Origin of the sequence: Pseudomonas sp. PA-6-3C (assembly GCF_021605825.1) — a bacterium.
Lineage (GTDB): Bacteria > Pseudomonadota > Gammaproteobacteria > Pseudomonadales > Pseudomonadaceae > Aquipseudomonas > Aquipseudomonas edaphica.
On the sequence record NZ_WKDV01000025.1, the window covers coordinates 66,751 to 84,463 of the forward strand.

22 protein-coding genes are annotated in these 17,713 nt (G+C 61.4%); 8 read left to right on the forward strand and 14 right to left on the reverse strand.

Annotation, left to right across the window (positions count from 1 at the left end):
- Positions 1 to 95: 95 nt before the first annotated feature.
- Genes GIW48_RS17580 through GIW48_RS17590 form a run of 3 tightly spaced genes read right to left on the reverse strand, consistent with a single transcriptional unit; the run spans position 96 to position 2,448 of the window.
- A complete protein-coding gene (locus tag GIW48_RS17580) occupies positions 96 to 1,010 on the reverse strand; it encodes a biotin-dependent carboxyltransferase family protein (protein WP_236472919.1) in 915 nt (304 codons plus the stop codon).
- Positions 1,007 to 1,711 carry a 5-oxoprolinase subunit PxpB gene (gene pxpB, locus GIW48_RS17585; RefSeq protein WP_170038796.1) on the reverse strand — a complete coding sequence of 235 codons (705 nt, stop codon included), beginning with the start codon at positions 1,709 to 1,711 and terminating at the stop codon, positions 1,007 to 1,009. The genes GIW48_RS17580 and pxpB overlap by 4 nt, the downstream gene beginning before the upstream one ends.
- Positions 1,708 to 2,448, reverse strand: a complete 741-nt coding sequence (locus GIW48_RS17590; protein WP_236463102.1) for a 5-oxoprolinase subunit PxpA — start codon at positions 2,446 to 2,448, stop codon at positions 1,708 to 1,710. Before GIW48_RS17590 ends, pxpB begins: the two co-directional genes overlap by 4 nt.
- A 175-nt stretch (positions 2,449 to 2,623) precedes the next feature.
- Between GIW48_RS17590 and GIW48_RS17595 the strand changes: the two genes are divergently transcribed.
- Entirely contained in the window at positions 2,624 to 3,538 is a 915-nt protein-coding gene (locus GIW48_RS17595) for a LysR family transcriptional regulator (protein WP_170038786.1), read from the forward strand.
- A 104-nt stretch (positions 3,539 to 3,642) separates the two neighbouring features.
- Here GIW48_RS17595 and GIW48_RS17600 read toward each other — a convergent pair whose 3' ends face one another.
- The 3 genes from GIW48_RS17600 to GIW48_RS17610 are packed head-to-tail and all read right to left on the reverse strand — an operon-like array spanning position 3,643 to position 5,540.
- On the reverse strand, positions 3,643 to 4,185 hold the full coding sequence (locus GIW48_RS17600; RefSeq protein ID WP_017137396.1) for a DUF2937 family protein: 543 nt from the start codon (positions 4,183 to 4,185) through the stop codon (positions 3,643 to 3,645).
- Positions 4,186 to 4,196: 11 nt separating this feature from the next.
- Complete coding sequence (locus GIW48_RS17605; protein ID WP_017137395.1) at positions 4,197 to 4,973, reverse strand: class II glutamine amidotransferase; 777 nt, start codon at positions 4,971 to 4,973, stop codon at positions 4,197 to 4,199.
- 30 nt (positions 4,974 to 5,003) lie between these two features.
- Positions 5,004 to 5,540 carry a hypothetical protein gene (locus GIW48_RS17610; protein ID WP_017137394.1) on the reverse strand — a complete coding sequence of 179 codons (537 nt, stop codon included), beginning with the start codon at positions 5,538 to 5,540 and terminating at the stop codon, positions 5,004 to 5,006.
- Between the two features lie 21 nt (positions 5,541 to 5,561).
- On the opposite strand from GIW48_RS17610, the gene GIW48_RS17615 reads away from it, so the two are divergent.
- Positions 5,562 to 7,604 (forward strand): S9 family peptidase, encoded by a 2,043-nt coding sequence (locus GIW48_RS17615; protein WP_236462027.1) that lies wholly within the window; start codon positions 5,562 to 5,564, stop codon positions 7,602 to 7,604.
- 70 nt (positions 7,605 to 7,674) lie between these two features.
- Complete coding sequence (locus tag GIW48_RS17620) at positions 7,675 to 8,148, forward strand: cyclic nucleotide-binding domain-containing protein (RefSeq protein WP_017137392.1); 474 nt, start codon at positions 7,675 to 7,677, stop codon at positions 8,146 to 8,148.
- Here GIW48_RS17620 and GIW48_RS17625 read toward each other — a convergent pair.
- On the reverse strand, positions 8,145 to 8,429 hold the full coding sequence (locus tag GIW48_RS17625) for a hypothetical protein (protein WP_026013726.1): 285 nt from the start codon (positions 8,427 to 8,429) through the stop codon (positions 8,145 to 8,147). The genes GIW48_RS17620 and GIW48_RS17625 overlap by 4 nt on opposite strands.
- A 78-nt stretch (positions 8,430 to 8,507) precedes the next feature.
- Here GIW48_RS17625 and GIW48_RS17630 point away from each other — a divergent pair, with 78 nt between their 5' ends.
- Complete coding sequence (locus tag GIW48_RS17630) at positions 8,508 to 9,194, forward strand: spermidine synthase (RefSeq protein WP_065929156.1); 687 nt, start codon at positions 8,508 to 8,510, stop codon at positions 9,192 to 9,194.
- Positions 9,195 to 9,350: 156 nt separating this feature from the next.
- Here the strand turns inward: GIW48_RS17630 and GIW48_RS17635 are convergent, their stop codons facing one another.
- Positions 9,351 to 10,271 (reverse strand): ParB/Srx family N-terminal domain-containing protein, encoded by a 921-nt coding sequence (locus GIW48_RS17635; protein ID WP_236462031.1) that lies wholly within the window; start codon positions 10,269 to 10,271, stop codon positions 9,351 to 9,353.
- A gap of 151 nt (positions 10,272 to 10,422) precedes the next feature.
- On the opposite strand from GIW48_RS17635, the gene GIW48_RS17640 reads away from it, so the two are divergent.
- The 3 genes from GIW48_RS17640 (at position 10,423) to GIW48_RS17650 (ending at position 11,836) form a co-directional block, all read left to right on the forward strand.
- On the forward strand, positions 10,423 to 10,797 hold the full coding sequence (locus tag GIW48_RS17640; protein ID WP_003210675.1) for a YajD family HNH nuclease: 375 nt from the start codon (positions 10,423 to 10,425) through the stop codon (positions 10,795 to 10,797).
- A 162-nt stretch (positions 10,798 to 10,959) separates the two neighbouring features.
- The gene (locus GIW48_RS17645; RefSeq protein ID WP_236462034.1) at positions 10,960 to 11,427 is read left to right on the forward strand and encodes an RNA methyltransferase; all 468 of its coding nucleotides are present in this window, start codon (positions 10,960 to 10,962) and stop codon (positions 11,425 to 11,427) included.
- A 67-nt stretch (positions 11,428 to 11,494) separates the two neighbouring features.
- Positions 11,495 to 11,836, forward strand: coding sequence for a YgaP family membrane protein (locus tag GIW48_RS17650; protein WP_017137388.1), 342 nt, complete (start codon positions 11,495 to 11,497; stop codon positions 11,834 to 11,836).
- Positions 11,837 to 11,887: 51 nt separating this feature from the next.
- Here the strand turns inward: GIW48_RS17650 and GIW48_RS17655 are convergent, their stop codons facing one another.
- On the reverse strand, positions 11,888 to 13,108 hold the full coding sequence (locus GIW48_RS17655; RefSeq protein WP_236462037.1) for a hypothetical protein: 1,221 nt from the start codon (positions 13,106 to 13,108) through the stop codon (positions 11,888 to 11,890).
- A gap of 13 nt (positions 13,109 to 13,121) precedes the next feature.
- Positions 13,122 to 13,571 (reverse strand): YcgN family cysteine cluster protein, encoded by a 450-nt coding sequence (locus tag GIW48_RS17660; protein WP_017137386.1) that lies wholly within the window; start codon positions 13,569 to 13,571, stop codon positions 13,122 to 13,124.
- Between the two features lie 153 nt (positions 13,572 to 13,724).
- Here GIW48_RS17660 and GIW48_RS17665 point away from each other — a divergent pair, with 153 nt between their 5' ends.
- Positions 13,725 to 14,309, forward strand: coding sequence for a nitroreductase family protein (locus GIW48_RS17665; RefSeq protein ID WP_017137385.1), 585 nt, complete (start codon positions 13,725 to 13,727; stop codon positions 14,307 to 14,309).
- 136 nt (positions 14,310 to 14,445) lie between these two features.
- Here GIW48_RS17665 and GIW48_RS17670 read toward each other — a convergent pair whose 3' ends face one another.
- The 4 genes from GIW48_RS17670 to GIW48_RS17685 form a co-directional block, all read right to left on the reverse strand.
- Positions 14,446 to 15,378, reverse strand: coding sequence for a D-2-hydroxyacid dehydrogenase (locus tag GIW48_RS17670; protein ID WP_017137384.1), 933 nt, complete (start codon positions 15,376 to 15,378; stop codon positions 14,446 to 14,448).
- Positions 15,379 to 15,486: 108 nt separating this feature from the next.
- The gene (locus GIW48_RS17675; RefSeq protein WP_017137383.1) at positions 15,487 to 15,780 is read right to left on the reverse strand and encodes a YcgL domain-containing protein; all 294 of its coding nucleotides are present in this window, start codon (positions 15,778 to 15,780) and stop codon (positions 15,487 to 15,489) included.
- Complete coding sequence (rnd, locus tag GIW48_RS17680) at positions 15,777 to 16,910, reverse strand: ribonuclease D (protein WP_017137382.1); 1,134 nt, start codon at positions 16,908 to 16,910, stop codon at positions 15,777 to 15,779. The genes GIW48_RS17675 and rnd overlap by 4 nt, the downstream gene beginning before the upstream one ends.
- Before the next feature lie 122 nt (positions 16,911 to 17,032).
- Complete coding sequence (locus GIW48_RS17685) at positions 17,033 to 17,632, reverse strand: class I SAM-dependent methyltransferase (RefSeq protein WP_017137381.1); 600 nt, start codon at positions 17,630 to 17,632, stop codon at positions 17,033 to 17,035.
- Positions 17,633 to 17,713: the final 81 nt, after the last annotated feature.

Consider the following 17,713-nt stretch of genomic DNA (forward strand, 5'->3'; position numbering starts at 1 on the left):
ACTGACGCTATCGCAGGCAAGCCAGCTCCCACAGGGGAGTGCATTCCAAAGTTGAAATGCATTCCCCTGTGGGAGCTGGCTTGCCTGCGATGCTTTTAGCGATTCAAAAACCGCTGCAAAAACTCGATGTGCTGCCGATGCGCAGTCTCCTGCACCACTGGCGCCAGCCTCACCTTCTCCCCCGGCAAACACTGCGCCAGCCGCGCCAATGCCAACGGCGTCAGTGCGCCCAAACGCGGATAGCCGCCAATGGTCTGCCGATCATTGAGCAACACAATCGGCTGCCCATCCGGCGGCACCTGGATCGCGCCCAACGGGATGCCTTCAGAGATCAACGACGGCCCCTGGTACTGCAACGGCGTGCCCAGCAGGCGCATGCCCATGCGGTCGGCGCGGCTGTCCAGCGACCAGTCGGTATTGAATGCATCGAACAGGCTCTGCCCACTGAACTGGCCGATCTGCGCGCCGACAATCACGTCCAGCGGCGCTTTTGCCGGCAGATCAGGCGTGCTCAGCACGTTCATCGCGCCGCCCGTACCGAAATAAACCAACCGCCCGCCTTCGGCCAAGGCCTTGCCGAAACCGTCCAGCCCACCCAATGCCTCACGTACCACCGTGGAACAACTGCCCAGCACAGCCGGCGCATCAAACCCGCCGGGCGCCGCCAGGTAAGCCCGCGCACCGCTGAACGGCTGGGTAAAACGCAGACGCTGGCCCTTTTGCAGGATAAAACTGCGCCCAGGGCTGATGGCGCGTTCGTCGATATAGGCGCCCAAATCCGCCCCGGCCAATGCCAGCAAACAATAGTCTTCGGCCTGCACGGTAAACCCGCCCAAGGTGATTTCCACCACCGGTGCATCCAGCGCATTGCCCAGCAGCCAATTGGCCCAGGACATCGACACCCAATCCAGCGCCCCGCCCTGGGTCACGCCCAGGTGGCGCACGCCAAAGCGTCCGGCGTCCTGTAACAGGCACAGCGGCGTGCTGGCCTCGATCAACAAGCGGCTCATGCCTGCGCCTCCAACGGCGTGTCATCGCCACCCAAATGGATGAATTCGGCGTGGCCGACCGCTTCGAAACGCACGGTATCGCCCGGCTGCATCAGGCTGTAGCCGTCACGCTCGCGGTCGAACAGTTTGGCCGGGGTGCGACCGATCAGGTTCCAGCCGCCCGGCGACACCACCGGGTAGGCGGCGGTTTGCCGCTCGGCAATGCCGACACTGCCGGCCGCCACGCGTTTACGCGGCGTGTTGAGCCGTGGTGTGGCGAGGATTTCGTCGACCAAGCCCATAAAGGCAAAACCGGGCGCGAAGCCGAGGGCAAAGACTTGGTATTCGTGGGCACTGTGGCGATGGATCACCTGCTCGATCGACAAGCCGCTGCGCTGGCTGAGCAACGTCAGTTCCGGGCCGACACTCAGGTCGTACCACACCGGCAACACGTGGCACTGGCCGCTGCCCTGCGCCTGGGGTTGCAAGTCGGTCAGCGCCTGATCGATCAGTTCCCGCGCTTGAGCGGGGCTCAGCGCAGTCAGGTCGTAATGCACCATCAAGGTCGTGTAGGACGGCACCAGATCCACCAGCGCGTCACCAAAACCTTCACGCAGACGTTGGGTGGCGGCGAGCATCCACGGCATGTTGGCTTCAGCAATCACCTCAAACAGACGCACCATCAAGCAGTCGATGGCCACCACCTCAATGCGTGGCTTCATGCTGGTTTCAACGCCTCACGGATGCGCTGCACAGCGGCGATCGAGCTGGCGTTGTCGCCGTGTACGCACAGGGTGTTGGCCTGCAACACCAGGGCGCTGCCGTCGCTGGCCGTCAGGGCTTGCCCACGGAAAATGGTCAGGGCTTGCTGCACGATGGTGTCGGCGTCGTGATGGACCGCGCCCGGCAACTGACGCGAAACCAGATGGCCCTTAGGGTCATAGGCGCGATCAGCGAAGGCTTCGAACCACAGTGTCAGGCCGAATTCATCGCCCATCGCCTGGGCTTCGCTGTTGTCGCTTTTGGCCAGCAACATCAAGGGCAAATCGCCATACGCGGCCACAGCCTGCATCACCGCTCGCAGTTGCGCCGGTTTGGCCATCATGTCGTTGTACAGCGCACCATGGGGTTTGACGTAGCTGACGCGGGTACCCTGCGCACGGCAGATGCCCTCAAGGGCGCCGATCTGGTAGTGCATGAGGTCCTGGATTTCCTGCGGCGTATAGGCCATGGAACGGCGGCCGAACCCTTGCAGATCCTGGTAGGCCGGGTGCGCACCTATTTGCACGCCATGCTTGAGTGCCAGGCTGACGGTCTGGCGCATGATGCTCGGGTCGCCGGCATGAAACCCACAGGCCACGTTGGCGCAATCGATGAACGGCATGACCTCGGCGTCCAGACCCAGGGTCCAGTTACCAAAGCTTTCGCCGATGTCGCAATTCAAAAGCAGACGGCTCACGGTGGTTGCTCCTGTAGGCTTTGTATTTTTTGTAGTGTGGGATTTTTTACGCAGAACTCGCAACTTGTCCTGACACCCTAACGGCGCTTATCGTGGAATGCCTCGATTTTTGGCGTTTGCCGGGTGCGGCGTCCAACTAATAAAAACCGATCCAAGCATAAGAAAAGTTGATCCCATGAATTTGAAGTTCCTCGAAACTTTCGTCTGGGTGGCCAAGCTCAAGAGCTTTCGCCTGACCGCCGAAAAGCTGTTCACCACCCAGGCCTCGATTTCCAGCCGCATCGCCGTGCTCGAAAGCGAACTGGGTGTGAAGCTGTTTCTGCGCGATTCACGCGGCGTCAGCCTGACCCCGGAAGGCTTGAAGGTGCTCGATTATGCCGAGCAGATGATGGTCACAATGCAGGGTTTGAAGCAGTCCCTGGAGACCACCAGCAGCAAGGTTGGGCGCATCCGCATCGGTGCCATGGACACGGTAATCCACACTTGGCTGAGCCCATTGGTGGCGCAATTGATGGATCACTTCCCGCGGGTAGAAATCGAACTGGTCGCCGATACGGCGCTTAACCTCAGTGATCAGCTGCAAAAAGGCTTCCTCGACCTGATCCTGCAAACCGACCTGCTGCGCCTGGAAACCGTGCGCAGCCTGGAGCTGGCCAGCCACCCCATGGCCTGGATAGTCGCCAGCCACTCCATCTACAACCGTGACTACGCCTCCCTCGCCGAACTGGCCCAGGAGCGCATCATCACCTACTCGAAAAATTCCCACCCGCACCAGGATGTGCTGAGCCTGATGCAGGCCAACGGGGTGGCCTCGCCACGCATGAACTGCGTGAACTCGGTGTCGGCGATTACCCGCTTGCTGCGCGATGGTTTCGGGATTGGCGCGTTACCGCCGGTGCTGGTGATGGAAGAACTGGCTCGCGGAGAGCTGGTGATGCTGCCCATGGCGCAACGCCTGCCGAATTTGCAGGTGGTGGTGTCGTGGCGTGTGGGGGTGGAGTTGGTGGAGGAGATTGTGGGGTTGTGTCAGAAGGTGGTGGCGCGGTATGCCGAGGAAGTGGGTGAAGAAAGGATGGTACTAAGCCAATGAGCGTTCCCACGCGTGGGAACGTAGCCCGGGACGCTCTGCGTTCCAAAGCCTGACGCAGAGCGTCACAAGAGGCATTCCCACGCAGAGCGTGGGAACGATCATCTTTAGAGGCCTTTAAGGTCGCGCTCTTCGATCGGCCGGCTCTGGCGCAGGCGCTTGCCGCCCAACACCACCCAGTCGATCAGGCGGAACAGGCATTCGATGCCGAACGACAACAGCATCGCCCCGCCCAAGCCCCAGCCCATCGCCTCAGGCGTCAGCAAAATCTGGTAGCTGTAGCCATTCCAGGTTTCCAGGCGGATATCCGGGTCGGCAGCCACCGCCACTTGCAGCACGCGGATGTACCACGGGCCTTGCATGGCCTGGAACTGCTTGTCCAACGCCACCTGACGATCGAGCAAAGTGCCCAGGCTGTTGGCATCGCTGCGAAACACCGGGTCATCACTGGCGCGGTAATGGGCCACCAGCGCCTGCAAGTCGCCATTGAAGAACTGCTGCGCCGTGGCATCGAAGCCGCGCAGGCCGGTCTGGGCTTCGATCAAATGGGCTTCAACGCGCTTGGCGTAGTCGTTGATAAACCCCGGCACTTGCACGCCGACCAACAAGCCAATGGCAAACAGCACCAACCGCAGATAACTGAGCAACATGGTCGATATCCTTACTCGGTAACGCCTTGGCTGACGCATTCACCACGTCGCCACAGGCTCCATTGGCCCGGTTCGTAGCGGGTCCAGTTTTCATTGTCGGTCAAGGGCTCGGTGGCGATCACCGTGACTACGTCATCAGGCGTGGTTTCGGCCTGAAAATCGACGATCACGTCGACATCTTTCAAACGCGCCGGGCCAAACGGTGCGCGCCGGGTAATCTGCGCCAGTTTGGTCGAGCAGTAGCAAAACAGCCAGTCGCCGTCGCTGAGCAGGCAGTTGAACACGCCTTTGCTGCGGTATTCGGCGCAGGCGGCGATCAGGTCCGGCAGCACCTGCTCGATCTCCACCGGCTCCGGAAAGGCTTCGCGCACGCGATTGAGCAGGTCGCAGAACGCCGCTTCGCTGTCGGTGTCGCCCACCGGCCGGTAGAACGTGGCGCGCGGGTTGAAGTCGGCCAATTGGCCGTTATGCGCAAAGCACCAGTTACGGCCCCAGAGTTCACGCACGAACGGGTGCGTGTTGGCCAGGCTCACCTTGCCCACATTGGCCTGGCGGATATGGCCAATCACCACTTCACTTTTGATTGGATAACGCTGCACCAGCAGGGCGACTTCCGACTCGCTGCTCGCGGCCGGGTCCTGGAACAGCCGCAGGCCACGGCCTTCGTAAAACGCGATGCCCCAACCGTCGCGGTGGGGGCCGGTACGCCCGCCCCGCTGCATCAGCCCGGTAAAGCTGAACACGATATCGGTGGGGACGTTGGCACTCATGCCCAATAATTCACACATGCCAGGGCTCTCGCTGCAGGGCTTACAACGTTAAAGACGCGGCTCAACCCGCAGATTGCCGGCAGGCGGCGGGCGACGGAAAGGTTCGTCGTCTTCGTCTACCGGCTCGGCGGCCAGTGCGGCGTCGGCGGCGGCCTTGCGCTCACGGCGGGCGTTGGCGGCACGCTCGATGGGCCAGCGGATCAACACGAACACGATATACACGCCAAACGCGATCATCGTGTACATGAACAGGTCGGAGATGGCCCGCCAGGCGTTATTGCCCACGTGCAGCACCAGGTCCAGGGCGGTAATGGCCACGGCTGGCGCAAACTGGGTCTTGACCGGGTCGACGATGGTCGGGCTGAACAGCAACACCGCCATCAACAATTGCAGCGGCTCACGCAGCCAGCGCCAGATCCAGCGGGTCATGCGCCACCACACCAACAGGCAGCCCAAAGCGGCGAAGGCGTAAAGGCCCCAAGCGGTCAGATAGTCGTTCTCGGTCATGGTGTCCATGGCAAGGCTGGCAAAGAGGCGGCTATGATAACGGCTTTTGCGTGTCTCGGCTGCAATGCCTGCCACCATCCGCCAGACAGAGAGTGATCCATGCCTATATCGACTGCCCCGATCGCCCGCAAGGCCCAAGGCCCGGACCCGTATGCCTGGCTGCAGGAACGTGACACACCTGAAGTCCTCGATTACCTCAAAGCCGAAAACGCCTGGCAGGAAGACCAGCTCGCCGGCCAGCAAGCCCTGCGTCAAAGCCTGTTCGAAGAGATCAAGGGCCGCATCCTGGAAACCGACCTGTCGTTGCCTTCGCCGTGGGGCCCGTACCTGTATTACACACGCACCACCGCCGGTGATGAATACGCCCGCCACTACCGCTGCCGTCGCCCGTCGGATGACAGCAACACGGTGGACGAAAGCAGCGAAGAATTGCTGCTGGACCCGAATGTGCTGGCAAACGGCGGCTTTTTCTCCCTCGGCGCGTTCAGCATCAGCCCCGACCACCTGCGCCTGGCCTACAGCCTCGACACCAGCGGTGAAGAGATTTACACCCTGTACGTGAAGGAATTGGCCACCGGCAAGGTCAGCGAACTGGAGTTTGAAGACTGCGACGGCAGCATGACCTGGGCCAACGACAGCCTGACGCTGTTCTTCGGCGAACTGGACGACACCCATCGCCCGCACAAGCTTTACCGCTACCGCCTGGATGGCACGGCAGCGCAGGAAGTGTTCCACGAGCCCGACGGGCGGTTCTTCCTGCATTGCTACCGCTCCAGCTCCGAGCGCCAATTGCTGCTGGCCCTGGGCAGCAAGACCACCAGCGAAATCTGGGCGCTGGACGCCGACCAGCCACAGCAGGCTTTCACCTGCCTGGCGCCACGGGTCGAAGACCATGAATACGATGTCGACCACGGCATGCTGGATGACCAATGGACCTGGTTTATCCGCAGCAACCGTGACGGCATCAACTATGCGCTGTTCGTCGCCGCCGACACTGGCAGTGTGCCAAGCGAGGATCAATGGCAGAACCTGGTCCCCCACAGCGATGACGTGATGCTCGACGGCGTAAGCCTCAATGCCGGCGCCATGACCTTGAGTCTGCGTATCGGCGGCCTGCCGGTGATCGAAGTGCACCCGCAGGGTTCGAGCGCCTACCGCGTGGAATTGCCTGACGCCGCCTACAGCCTTTACGTGCAGAACAGCCTGGAATTTGCCAGCGACAAGATCCGCCTGCGTTATGAAGCCCTGAACCGTCCGGCCCAGGTGCGCCAGCTTGAACTGGCCAGCGGCGCGCAGGTGGTGCTCAAGGAAACCCCGGTACTCGGTGTGTTCAACGCCGACGATTATGTCAGCCAACGGCTGTGGGCGACTTCTGCAGATGGCACTCAGGTGCCGATCAGCCTGGTGGTCAAGCGTGATCAGCTTGGCCAACCCACGCCGCTGTACCTCTATGGCTACGGCGCCTACGGCTCAAGCCTCGACCCTTGGTTTTCCCATGCGCGCCTGAGTTTGCTGGAGCGTGGCGTGGCATTTGCCATCGCGCATGTACGCGGCGGCGGTGAGCTGGGTGAAGCCTGGTACCGCAATGGCAAGCAGGAACACAAACAGAACACGTTCAGCGACTTTATCGCCTGCGCCGAGCACTTGATCGCCGAAGGGCTGACCACCTCCAAGCAGCTGGCTATCAGCGGCGGCAGTGCCGGCGGCCTGTTGATCGGCGCGGTGCTCAATCAACGCCCGGAGCTGTTTCAGGCGGCGATTGCCGAAGTGCCGTTCGTCGACGTGCTCAACACCATGCTCGACCCGGAACTGCCGCTGACCATTACCGAGTACGACGAGTGGGGCAACCCGCAAGAGCCCGAGGTGTATGAACGCATCAAGGCCTACGCGCCCTATGAAAACGTCCAGGCCCAGGCTTACCCGCACATGCTGGTGATTGCCGGCTACAACGACAGCCGCGTGCAGTATTGGGAAGCGGCCAAGTGGGTGGCTAAATTGCGCGACACCAAAACCGACCACAACCTGTTGCTGCTCAAGACTGAACTCGGTGCCGGCCATGGCGGGATGAGCGGGCGTTACCAGGGATTACGTGACGTAGCGCTCGAATATGGATTTGTCTTCAAGGCCCTGGGGCTCGTTTAAGGAACTTAGTAAGGCGGTCCTGTCTGAACACAAGACCGCCCGACTTGATTGATGGACCAAGATTGCAGCTATGCCACTACCGACTCTGATGAACAACGAAATCCGCGACATGCTCATGGATTGCGGCCTGTTCGACCCGCTGTTACCGGAAGATTTTCACGTGGCCGCCGGCTACTTCAATATCAGCAGCATTGCCCGCGATGAGGTGATTTTCCTCGAGGGCGATGCGGGCACCTTCATGTGCATCCTGCACAGCGGCCAGGTGGCCGTGCAAAAAACCAATCACACCGGCCAGCGCCTGACCATCGCCACCTTGCGCAGTGGTCGGGCCTTTGGCGAAATGGCCGTGCTTGACGGCGAGCGGCGCTCCGCCAGTTGCGTGGCCGCCAGTGATTGCGTGCTGTTGAACCTGGGCAAAGATGCGCTGGAAAAAATGCTCAACGAAGCCCCCAGGGTAGCGGCCAAGATCATTCGCGCGATTGCGATTGCCTTGTCCAAGCGCCTGCGCATGGCCGACGGGCAATTACTGTCCCAGCAATTTTAACCGCCGGGCGTCTTCGGCTTGCTGTCATTTTGCAGCAGGCCGGGCACCGTCTGATCCTTGGGCGGCGTTGGCAACACAATCGGCACCAGCGCCGGTGAGCCGTTCGCGGTGGTTTTGGGCGCCACGGGCGGAGTGACTTGCGGGTACAAGGTGGGCGTCGGCGTGCCCGGCGCACCGGGGGTTGGCGTAGGCGCCACGGGCACGGTTTGCGCCTCTTGCGCCTGCGCCGCACCCAATGTGAGCGCGCTCAACGCAATGACCGTTAGAATGCTGCACTTCATCGATGGCTCCATGGCCTGACCGGAATGTCGTAAGGCTACTCCCAACCGCGCAAGAATGCCCTTCCCAATGAGATTTCCATGAAACGTTTCGTTCTGCTCGACACCACCCCAATCCCCGACAACGGCGGTGCCTTGTGCCTGTTCGAATACGGCGAGGATTTTGTCATCAAGATCCAGGGCGGTGACGGCGGCCAGTTGATGAACACACGCATGCATGGTTCCGAAGACGCGCTGGCGGAGATTCCTTGCCGTAAAGTCGCCGGTCGGCCGGGTTCGCGGGTGCTGATCGGCGGCCTGGGCATGGGCTTTACCCTGGCCTCGGCACTCAAGCATTTGGGCAAGAGCGCTGAAGTGGTGGTGGCGGAATTGGTGCCTGGCGTAGTGGAATGGAACCGTGGCCCACTGGGGGAAAAATCCGGCCGCCCGCTGCTGGACCCACGCACGGTGATCCGCATGGAAGACGTGGCCAAGGTGCTGCAGGCCGAGCCGCAAGGCTTTGACGCGATCATGCTGGATGTGGACAACGGCCCCGAAGGCCTGACGCAAAAAGCCAACAGTTGGCTGTATTCGGCCGGTGGCCTGGCCGCGTGTGCCAAAGCGCTGCGGCCTAAAGGCGTGCTGGCGGTGTGGTCAGCCAGCGCCGACAAGCTGTTCAGCGACAAACTGCGCAAGGCCGGGTTCAAGGCCGAGGAAGTGCAGGTGTTCGCCCATGGCAACAAGGGCACCCGGCATACCATCTGGATTGCCGAGAAGCTCAAGGGCTGAGGCCCGCTGACACAAAAAAAAACCTGTAGGAGCCCGCTTGTGTGGGAGCTGGTTTGTGTGGGAGCTGGCTTGCCTGCGATAGCATCACCGCGGTCTACCTGAATCACCGAGGTGCCAGCATCGCAGGCAAGCCAGCTCCCACATTTTGGTTCTGCGTCAGTTTCGGGATTTTCGGTAATCGATCACATACGGCACTTTTTTCTCGAAGGTCTTGTCCAGCTCGCCCTGGTCCAGCTGGGTCATACCGCCCAGTTGCCTGGCAGTAAAACCGCTGCTGCCCACCTGTGAACCCGGCGCCAGGCTGACCATGCGCTTGGCAACCGCCTCAATCGCATCCTTGTAGCCGCCCTTCTTGTTCAAGTTGTACGCCTTCAAATCAATCTGCGTACGCAGCCAGTTGCCCCAGTAGAACTCCAGGAATTCCGGCGCAATCGCGCCATCGTCCGGCTTGCCGTAGGCGGCCTTACGGGTGAAATACACCAGGCTGCGAAACGTGTCGTCCTGCAGGTTCTTGAAGCCCAGGTGCGCAGGCAGCTGTTGCGGCGGCAGGGTCTGGCCTTGATTGTCCTTGAGCCAGACCTTGCGGGCCGCTTCCATGCGCTGCCAGAAGGTGTTCATGTCGGCACTGTTGCTGAAGTCATCGGTTACCTTGACCCACATTTTCAGCTGCGGGCCGCCGCCGGGCACTTCCCACAAGGTGGTAAAACTATGGTGACCGTCGGTCAGGTACAACTGGCCACCGGGGCCGACCACCACGGTTTTCATGTCGTCGGGGTGGGTGCCCACCGGGTCTTTGCAGGTGAAGCTGTCGGGTTGGTGCAGGTCGGCTTTCTTCGGCACGTTGTCGGCGGCGCCCTGGCCGTTGGTTTCGCAGTATTCGTCGAACACCTTGGCCGGTTTGTCGGCGAACAGCCCCAGGCTGTAGTAGATCTGGTCAAAGCCCACCACGGCCTGGGTCGGGTGCAGTTGCTCAAGGGCCACCTCGATCACCTGGCCGGGCTTGGGTGTGGAGAACGCCTGGGCTTGAGCGGCCAGCACGCTGAGCAGCAGGGCTGCGATCCATGTGTACACACGCATAGGTTTCAGATCCTTGTGAAGTGAATATGCCGATACTACAAACGTTCGCTCAAGCGCAGCTGTACCGCGGCTGAAAAAGCCAGCGGTCATTTGCCTCGCGAGCGGCTAGAATCAACCCTATCCGTGAACCCCCAAATAGCCAGGAGCCATGATGAGCTCGACCAACCCGCCCTCCCACACCGCCAAGCTGGACCGCATCCTCGCCGATGCCCAGCGCGACCGGGAAATGGGCTACCGCGACAAAGCCTTGAAGATGTACCCGCACGTGTGCGGCCGCTGTGCCCGTGAGTTTGCCGGCAAACGCTTGAGCGAACTGACCGTACACCATCGCAACCACAATCATGATGACAACCCCCAGGACGGTTCCAACTGGGAGTTGCTGTGCCTGTACTGCCACGACAACGAACACTCGCGCTACACCGACCAGCAGTATTTCGGCGAAGGCTCCACCAGCAGCCCGACGATTGCCAAGGCGACGCACAACCCGTTTGCGGCGTTGGCGGGGTTGATGAAAAAGGACGACTGAAGCCCTTCTTTGTCTGTGCGGGCCGCATCGCAGGCAAGCCAGCTCCCACAGGGGAATGCATTCCAAGTGTGGGAGCCGGGCTTGCCCGCGATAGCGATCGCCCAAGCAACACATGCCTCCAAGGCCGTATAATCGCGGTTTTCCTCCAAGGCACCCTTCCCCGTGGGCAATAAACGCTACAGCTGCATCGGTCTGTATAACCCCAAATCCCCCGAAAACGTCGGCTCGGTGATGCGCGCCGCCGGCTGCTACGGCGTGGCCTCGGTGTTTTACACCGGCGTGCGTTACGAGCGCGCCCGGGACTTCATCACCGACACCAAGAAGGTCCACCACGACATTCCGTTGATCGGCATCGATGACTTGAAAAAGATCCTGCCGCTGGGCTGTATCCCGGTCGCCATAGAGCTGGTGGAAGGCGCCCGCCCGCTGCCCGAATACACGCACCCGGACCGCGCGCTGTACATCTTCGGCCCCGAAGACGGCTCGCTGGACAAAGAGATCCGCGACTGGTGTGAAGACGTGGTGTACATCCCGACCACCGGCTGCATGAACCTTGCCGCCACCGTCAATGTGGTGCTGTACGACCGTCTGGCCAAGGGCAACAACACCCGCTCAGGCCCCAAGTACTGATATTTCGGGAACATCCGGCGCCTGCAAACAGTCAGCTACTTACACTTGCCTTTGTTGGAGACAAACCATGAGCGACAGCAAAACCCTGCGACCTATCATCGAACACCTGCAGCCAGCCCCCAAAAGCGAGCAAAACGTACACGGGTCGGAACGCATTCTTTCGGTGGCCGGCGGTGTGATGATGGTCGGCAAAGGCCTGCGCCGTGGCGGCATCTTCGGGCTGATCCAGGTGGCGATTGGTGGCGTCGCGCTGGTGCGCGGCGTGACCGGGCACAGCTCGCTCAAGGACAAGCTGGAGCAAGGCCGCCAGGAAATGAACAGTGTGCGCACCAAGATCGAACGCGCGGGCGAAGAGTTGAAGAACTTGAAGACCAAGGCTGAAGTGGCGGCAGAGAAAGCCACTAAATAGCCCGGCCAACCCCAATCAACTGTGGGAGCCAGCTCCCACAGTTGTTTTGGGTCAACGCAATAATTTGTTGTCCAGCACCACCGACGACTCGCCGATCACACTTTCAGCCAACTGCACAAACTGCGCCGTATTAACACTGTTCGCCCGCATCACCGCCTGCGCCAGATCATCCAGCGAGCGCTTGTTGTGGGTCTTTACGCGGATCTCGCGGTCCAGCTCCTGCAACACCAGCACCGCCCGCGCCACGGTCGCAGCGTTGACTTGATTGCCGCGCAGGCTGATCACGCCCTTGCCCTCCTTGGCCAACCGCGTCTGTATCGCCGCATACCGCTCATCGGTAATGCCGCCGGCACGCCGCAGCAGTTCAATGGCGTAATACTCGCCCAACCCTTCGCTGATCCAGTCACTGGTATCGTGGTCGTTAAAACGGCCAATGGCTTGCACCACTTCGCGCAGCAATGGGCTGCTGCCGTTTTCGCTGATCAGCGGCGTGCGGCTGTTGAGGTAGATCGAATCGCGCGATGAGAAAGCGCCACGGCGCATCGGGTCGCTGGCGCCGACGATCAACAGCTTGGCAGGATGGCGTGGCAGTGCGGCTTCGACTTGCGGCCAGACGAACGTCAGCAGCGTCAGCACGTCCATCCGGCGCATGGCCTGCCCCTTGGGCGAGGCCACGGTGACGTCGGTTTCACCCAGGCGCACGCGACGACTGCCGAGGCTGCCAGCGAGCATCCAGCCGGTAGGCCGGTCGAACAGGCGGGACACATTGTCGATACGGAATTTGTGCTTGCCGATACGCGGCCAGGCGGTTTCGACGCTCTTCCAGCCGGCCGGCAATTCAAACATCAGACGCGACACCAACTCGGTACCGTCCTGCTGGTCCAGCCGCGCAACCGGCACCAGGTCTTCGCCGCGAAACAGCGCCCAACTCGGCGTCATCCGCGCCTCATACACGCCCGGCTTGCGCGCATGGGTGAGGCGCACGCGGTAAGTCAGGCTGGCTTTGTCGGCGCTGGGTTGCCACAGGCCACGGCTGCCGGTGACCTGCCATTGGCCGTCGGCCTTGAAGTCGCTGTAGTCGCCGTCACGGCCCAGGTCGAAGTTCAGGCTGCGCACAGCCGAACCCTGGGACAGGCTCACGCGGACCTCGGCCTGATCACTCTGGGGCAGCAGCTTGACGTGATAATCGAGGTCGACTTTCTTCGCGCACCACGCAGGCAGGCTCAGTGCCAGCAGCACCAAGGATGCCGCCAGCCGGGTTGCCACCCTCATACACACTCCTTTTTCAGCCTGCACGGAAGATCAGGTAATCCTCCCAGTCATCCTCGGGCACGCTGCCTTCGGCGAGCATGCGCCCGGACTGGGAAATGCGTTCATGGTGCACAGCATCGCGGTCGCCACACACCAGGTGATGCCACAGCGGCAAGTCCTTGCGTTCGCTGACCAGGCGGTAGCCGCAGGTCGGCGGCAGCCATTTGAACTGGTCGGCCTGGCCCGGCGTGAGCTGGATGCAATCGGGCACCGAGGCGCGGCGGTTGGTGTAGTCGCTGCACTGACAGGTTTTCAGGTCGAGCAATTTGCAGGCGATGCGCGTGTAATAGACGCTGTTGTCTTCTTCATCCTCAAGCTTTTGCAGGCAGCACAGGCCACAGCCGTCGCACAACGACTCCCACTCCTCCTGGTCGAGGTGTTCAAGGGTTTTGCGTATCCAGAAAGGTTCGACTTTGGCGGCCATGGCTCTACATCAGTATCGGAAGGTGAAAAGGCCGCCAGTCTAGTGCCCAAGGCGCCTGGGGCCAAGCGCTTACGACTGGCGGTGTAACAACACTTGTCAGTCTAGTGGGCGCGCAGTAGCTTTGAAGGCCGAATTGACGATCAGGAACTGCCCATGACACGCGTTGCCGATTACCCGATCCACACCCAATTCACCGAGCGCTGGTCGCCCCGCGCCTTTACCGGCGAAAGCATCCCGCAGGAGACGCTGCTGAGCTTCTTCGAAGCCGCACGCTGGGCGCCGTCGGCCTACAACTCGCAGCCATGGCGCTTTCTCTACGCGCGCCGCGACACACCGAACTGGGAGCGTTTCCTGGGGTTGCTCAATGAATTCAACCGTGGTTGGGCGCAACACGCGTCGGCCCTGGTGATCATCGCTTCAAAAACCGACTTTACCGCCCCCGGCGCCAGCGAAGAAACCCCGGCGCTGTGGCACACCTTCGACACCGGTTCGGCGTGGGGCCACCTGGCGCTGCAAGCCAGCCTCAGCGGCTGGCACACCCACGGCATGGCCGGTTTCGATCAGGAGCTGACCCGCAAAGAGCTGAAGATTCCAGAAGGTTATGCCCTGCACGCGGCTGTGGCCGTGGGCAAGCTGGGGGACAAGTCGAGCTTGCCGGAGTACCTGCAAGGTCGTGAAGCGCCAAGCCCGCGTCGGCCGCTGAGCGAACTGGTGTCCGAGGGTGATTTCAGCCTGTAAGCCTTGCATAGATCCAATATGTGCGGGCTTGTGTGGGAGCTGGCTTGCCTGCGATGAAGGCACCTCGGTGAATCAGGTAGACCGAGGTGATGCTATCGCAGGCAAGCCAGCTCCCACATAAGCCCAGCTCACACGTTTAATAGCCCCTTTCGAAGCTGACTTCCCCGCGCAGTGCATCCTTGGCCTGATAAGCCCGCAGGTTCTGCACAAACAATTCCACCATCATCCCCGGCGACGTCGGCGCGGAACTGTGCCCGGTCAACAGCAAGCCCCAGGCAGTCCAGAACGGATGGCGTTGCGGCAAAGGCTCCTGACGGCACACGTCGATCACCGCACCGGCCAAGTGCCCCTCTTTAAGCGCCTCGACCAAATCGGCATCGACCACCGCCACGCCGCGCCCGACGTTGATAAACAACCCCGTCGGCTTGAATTGCTTGAACAGCGCCGCGTTGTACAAATCATGGGTATCAGGCGTGTTCGGCAGCAGGTTGATCACGTAGTCCACCTCCCCCACCAGCCGGCTCAGTTGGTCCAACCCGGCCACTTCGATAAACGGTGCCTGTTCTCGCGCGCTGCTGGCAATCCCGTAGAGCTTGACGCCAAACGGCAGCAAAAAATCAGCAACGCTCTGGCCGATATCGCCGGTGCCAACCACCAGCACCTTGCGCCCCGCCAGGCTTTGGCCCATGCGGTTGTCCCACTTGCGCTCGACCTGGCTGACCAGTCGCGCCAGCACTTCGCGCTCATGGCCGAGCATATAGGTGAGCACGAACTCGGCCATGACCTGGCCAAAGATGCCGACCGCGCGGGTCAGGCGATAGTCGCGCGGCAAGCCATCGGCCAGCAGCGGCGTGATACCCGCCCAGGTCGATTGCAGCCATTGCGGCTTATGGCCCTGGCGCAGCAAGGTGGCGAGCAGGTCCGGCTGGCCCAGCCAAACCGGGCAATCGGCGGCCAGGCGCGACAGTTCGGCCGAGTCGCCGCTGGTCAGCACCTCAAGGTCCGGGGCCGCTTCGCTCAGCAATTGGGCGTAGAGCGGGTGATCCTGTTCAGCAATCAGAACACGCATGGTTCAAACCTTTCAAAAACAGTGCAGACGGCCGCCCGCTTCCTTACGGCCACCGCCAAACGAATACGAGTCCATAAAAGAATGTGCCCTGGACAGGGCACTGACCGGTTACATCGGGTCGTTGCGGCGCAGCAGCTCTTCGGGCAAGTGCTCGATGTACTCGTCCTCGGCCGGTGGCATTTGCAGGTGGTAGCCCTGCTTGTCGAGGTTTTCCAGGACCACGGTAATGTCCTCGCGCGACAACTTGCGCTCCGGCGTGAGTATCATCTCGAATGCAAGATGGGCTTTGCCGAAGGCAGTCATCAAGGGTTCCGGCACACGCTCCAGCGCATCGCTTTTGAGCACGTAGAGGTACATCCCGTCTTTTTTCAAGCTGCGATAAATGGAGCAAATACGTTTCAAGGCTGTTCTCCGGCAGTGGCCAGGCTGTCGAGCAGCGCCTGGCCCATCAACTCGCGGCGCCAGCCACGCAGCGAGTCTGGCAATGTATAAGGCCCATCGGGGTAGCCGCTCTTGACCAGGGCTTCGAGGGTTTTCTTGCGCAGCATCAGTTCCGGCGCCATCTCCAGGCGCTCGGCCTCGGCCTGGCCCAGGGCGCGCAGTTGCTTGATCAGCACAGCAGCGTCCACCGGCAGCGGCTCAGCCACGGCGGGTGGCCACTGGTCCATCGACACGCTGCCGGCGCGCTTGATCAGGTCCAGCAGAAACTGGCCGTCCTGACGCACAGTGCGCGGGTGCATGTCTTCGATCTTGCCCAGCGCAGCGAGGTTATCCGGCTGGGATTTGGCCAAGGGCCACAATGAGTGTTCGCGAATGATGCGGTTGCGCGGCAGGTCACGGGCACGGGCCTGCTGCTCGCGCCAGGCGCACAGTTCACGCAATACGGCGAGCTGCGCACGCGAGAGTTTCCACGCCAGCTTGGCGTCACGGTACACCTCATACGGGTCGACTTCGCGGCGCAGGTTGGCCACCAGTTCGGCGCCGTCTTCCAGTACCCAGGCATATTTGTCATCCGACAGCTGCGGGCGCAAGCGCACATAGACTTCGGCCAGGTGCACCGCGTCTTCGGCGGCGTAGCTCACCTGGGTCTCGGACAACGGCCGCTGCAGCCAGTCCGAGCGGGTTTCGCCCTTTGGCAGCTCGATGTCGAGTACAGCCTGCACCAGGCGCGAGTAGCCCATGGAGAAACCGAGGTTCAGGTAAGCCGCTGCCAATTGAGTGTCGAACAGCGGTACCGGCAGGCTGCCGGTCAGGCGCAACAACACTTCCAGGTCTTCGCTGCAGGCGTGCACCACCTTGATCACCGCCGGGTTCTCCAGCAAGGCGGCCAAGGGTTGCCAGTTATCGATGGTCAGGGGGTCGATCAGGTAAGCGCGAACGCCATCACCGATCTGGATCAGCCCGGCAATGGGATAAAAGGTGTCGACCCGCATGAATTCGGTGTCGAGGGCGACGAATGGCAACTGCTGCCATTCGGCGCAATGCTGGCCGAGGCTATCGTTGTCGCAGATCCAGTGAATATCGATGGCCACACGGCTCTCCCTTGAAGAATGGCGCGCAGTATATATCGCGAAAGGGACTTGCGAGCATCCGCAGTGCACACACCATCATGAAAACTCTGACAAGAGAGGAAGAATAGTCCGACAGGCGGGACTTAGCCTCTCTTACGCAAGACGTAGACACGCCACAGCTTGGAGCCCGGCAGGAACTCCTGCTGATGGAGGACCTTGAAACCGGCCTGGCGGAATTCGTCCTCCACCGGTGTGCGCGAGCTCACCGCGACAATCACTGTGTCGCGACTGACACGGTGGAATTCGCGCAACAGCGCCATGCGTACGTCGCTGCTGGGCACATGACGAAACAGTTCCAAACAGAAAATACAGTCCACGGCGTTGGCCGACAGGCCGATGGAAAACGCCGAACCCTGGAACGTTTTGACCCGCTTGAGCAACGCCGCCGGGTGATGGGTGCGCGCATGGTCGAGCATGTCCTGGGAGTTGTCGGATGCCAGGATCACCCGGTTGACGTGTTCGGCCAACACGGGCCAAAACCGGCCGGAGCCACACGCCAGGTCGAGGATCAACCCAGGCTCACCGGCCACTTTCAACGCTTGGCGCACCAGCCGTTCATCGCGCCAGGCCGCCAGACGCTTGAGCAGCGCGGGCGGACGCGTGTCGCCGCAGACCTGCGCATGCTCGCGGTCACAGCGCTCGGTGAATTCGATCTCGATAGAGGATGGAGGTTGTGGCGACATCGCGGGCTCATGTGGGTGGAACGGTGGTGAACGACCTTGATCCGCAGCTTAACCACTGCAACGTGAAAAAAAGGTTGAAAC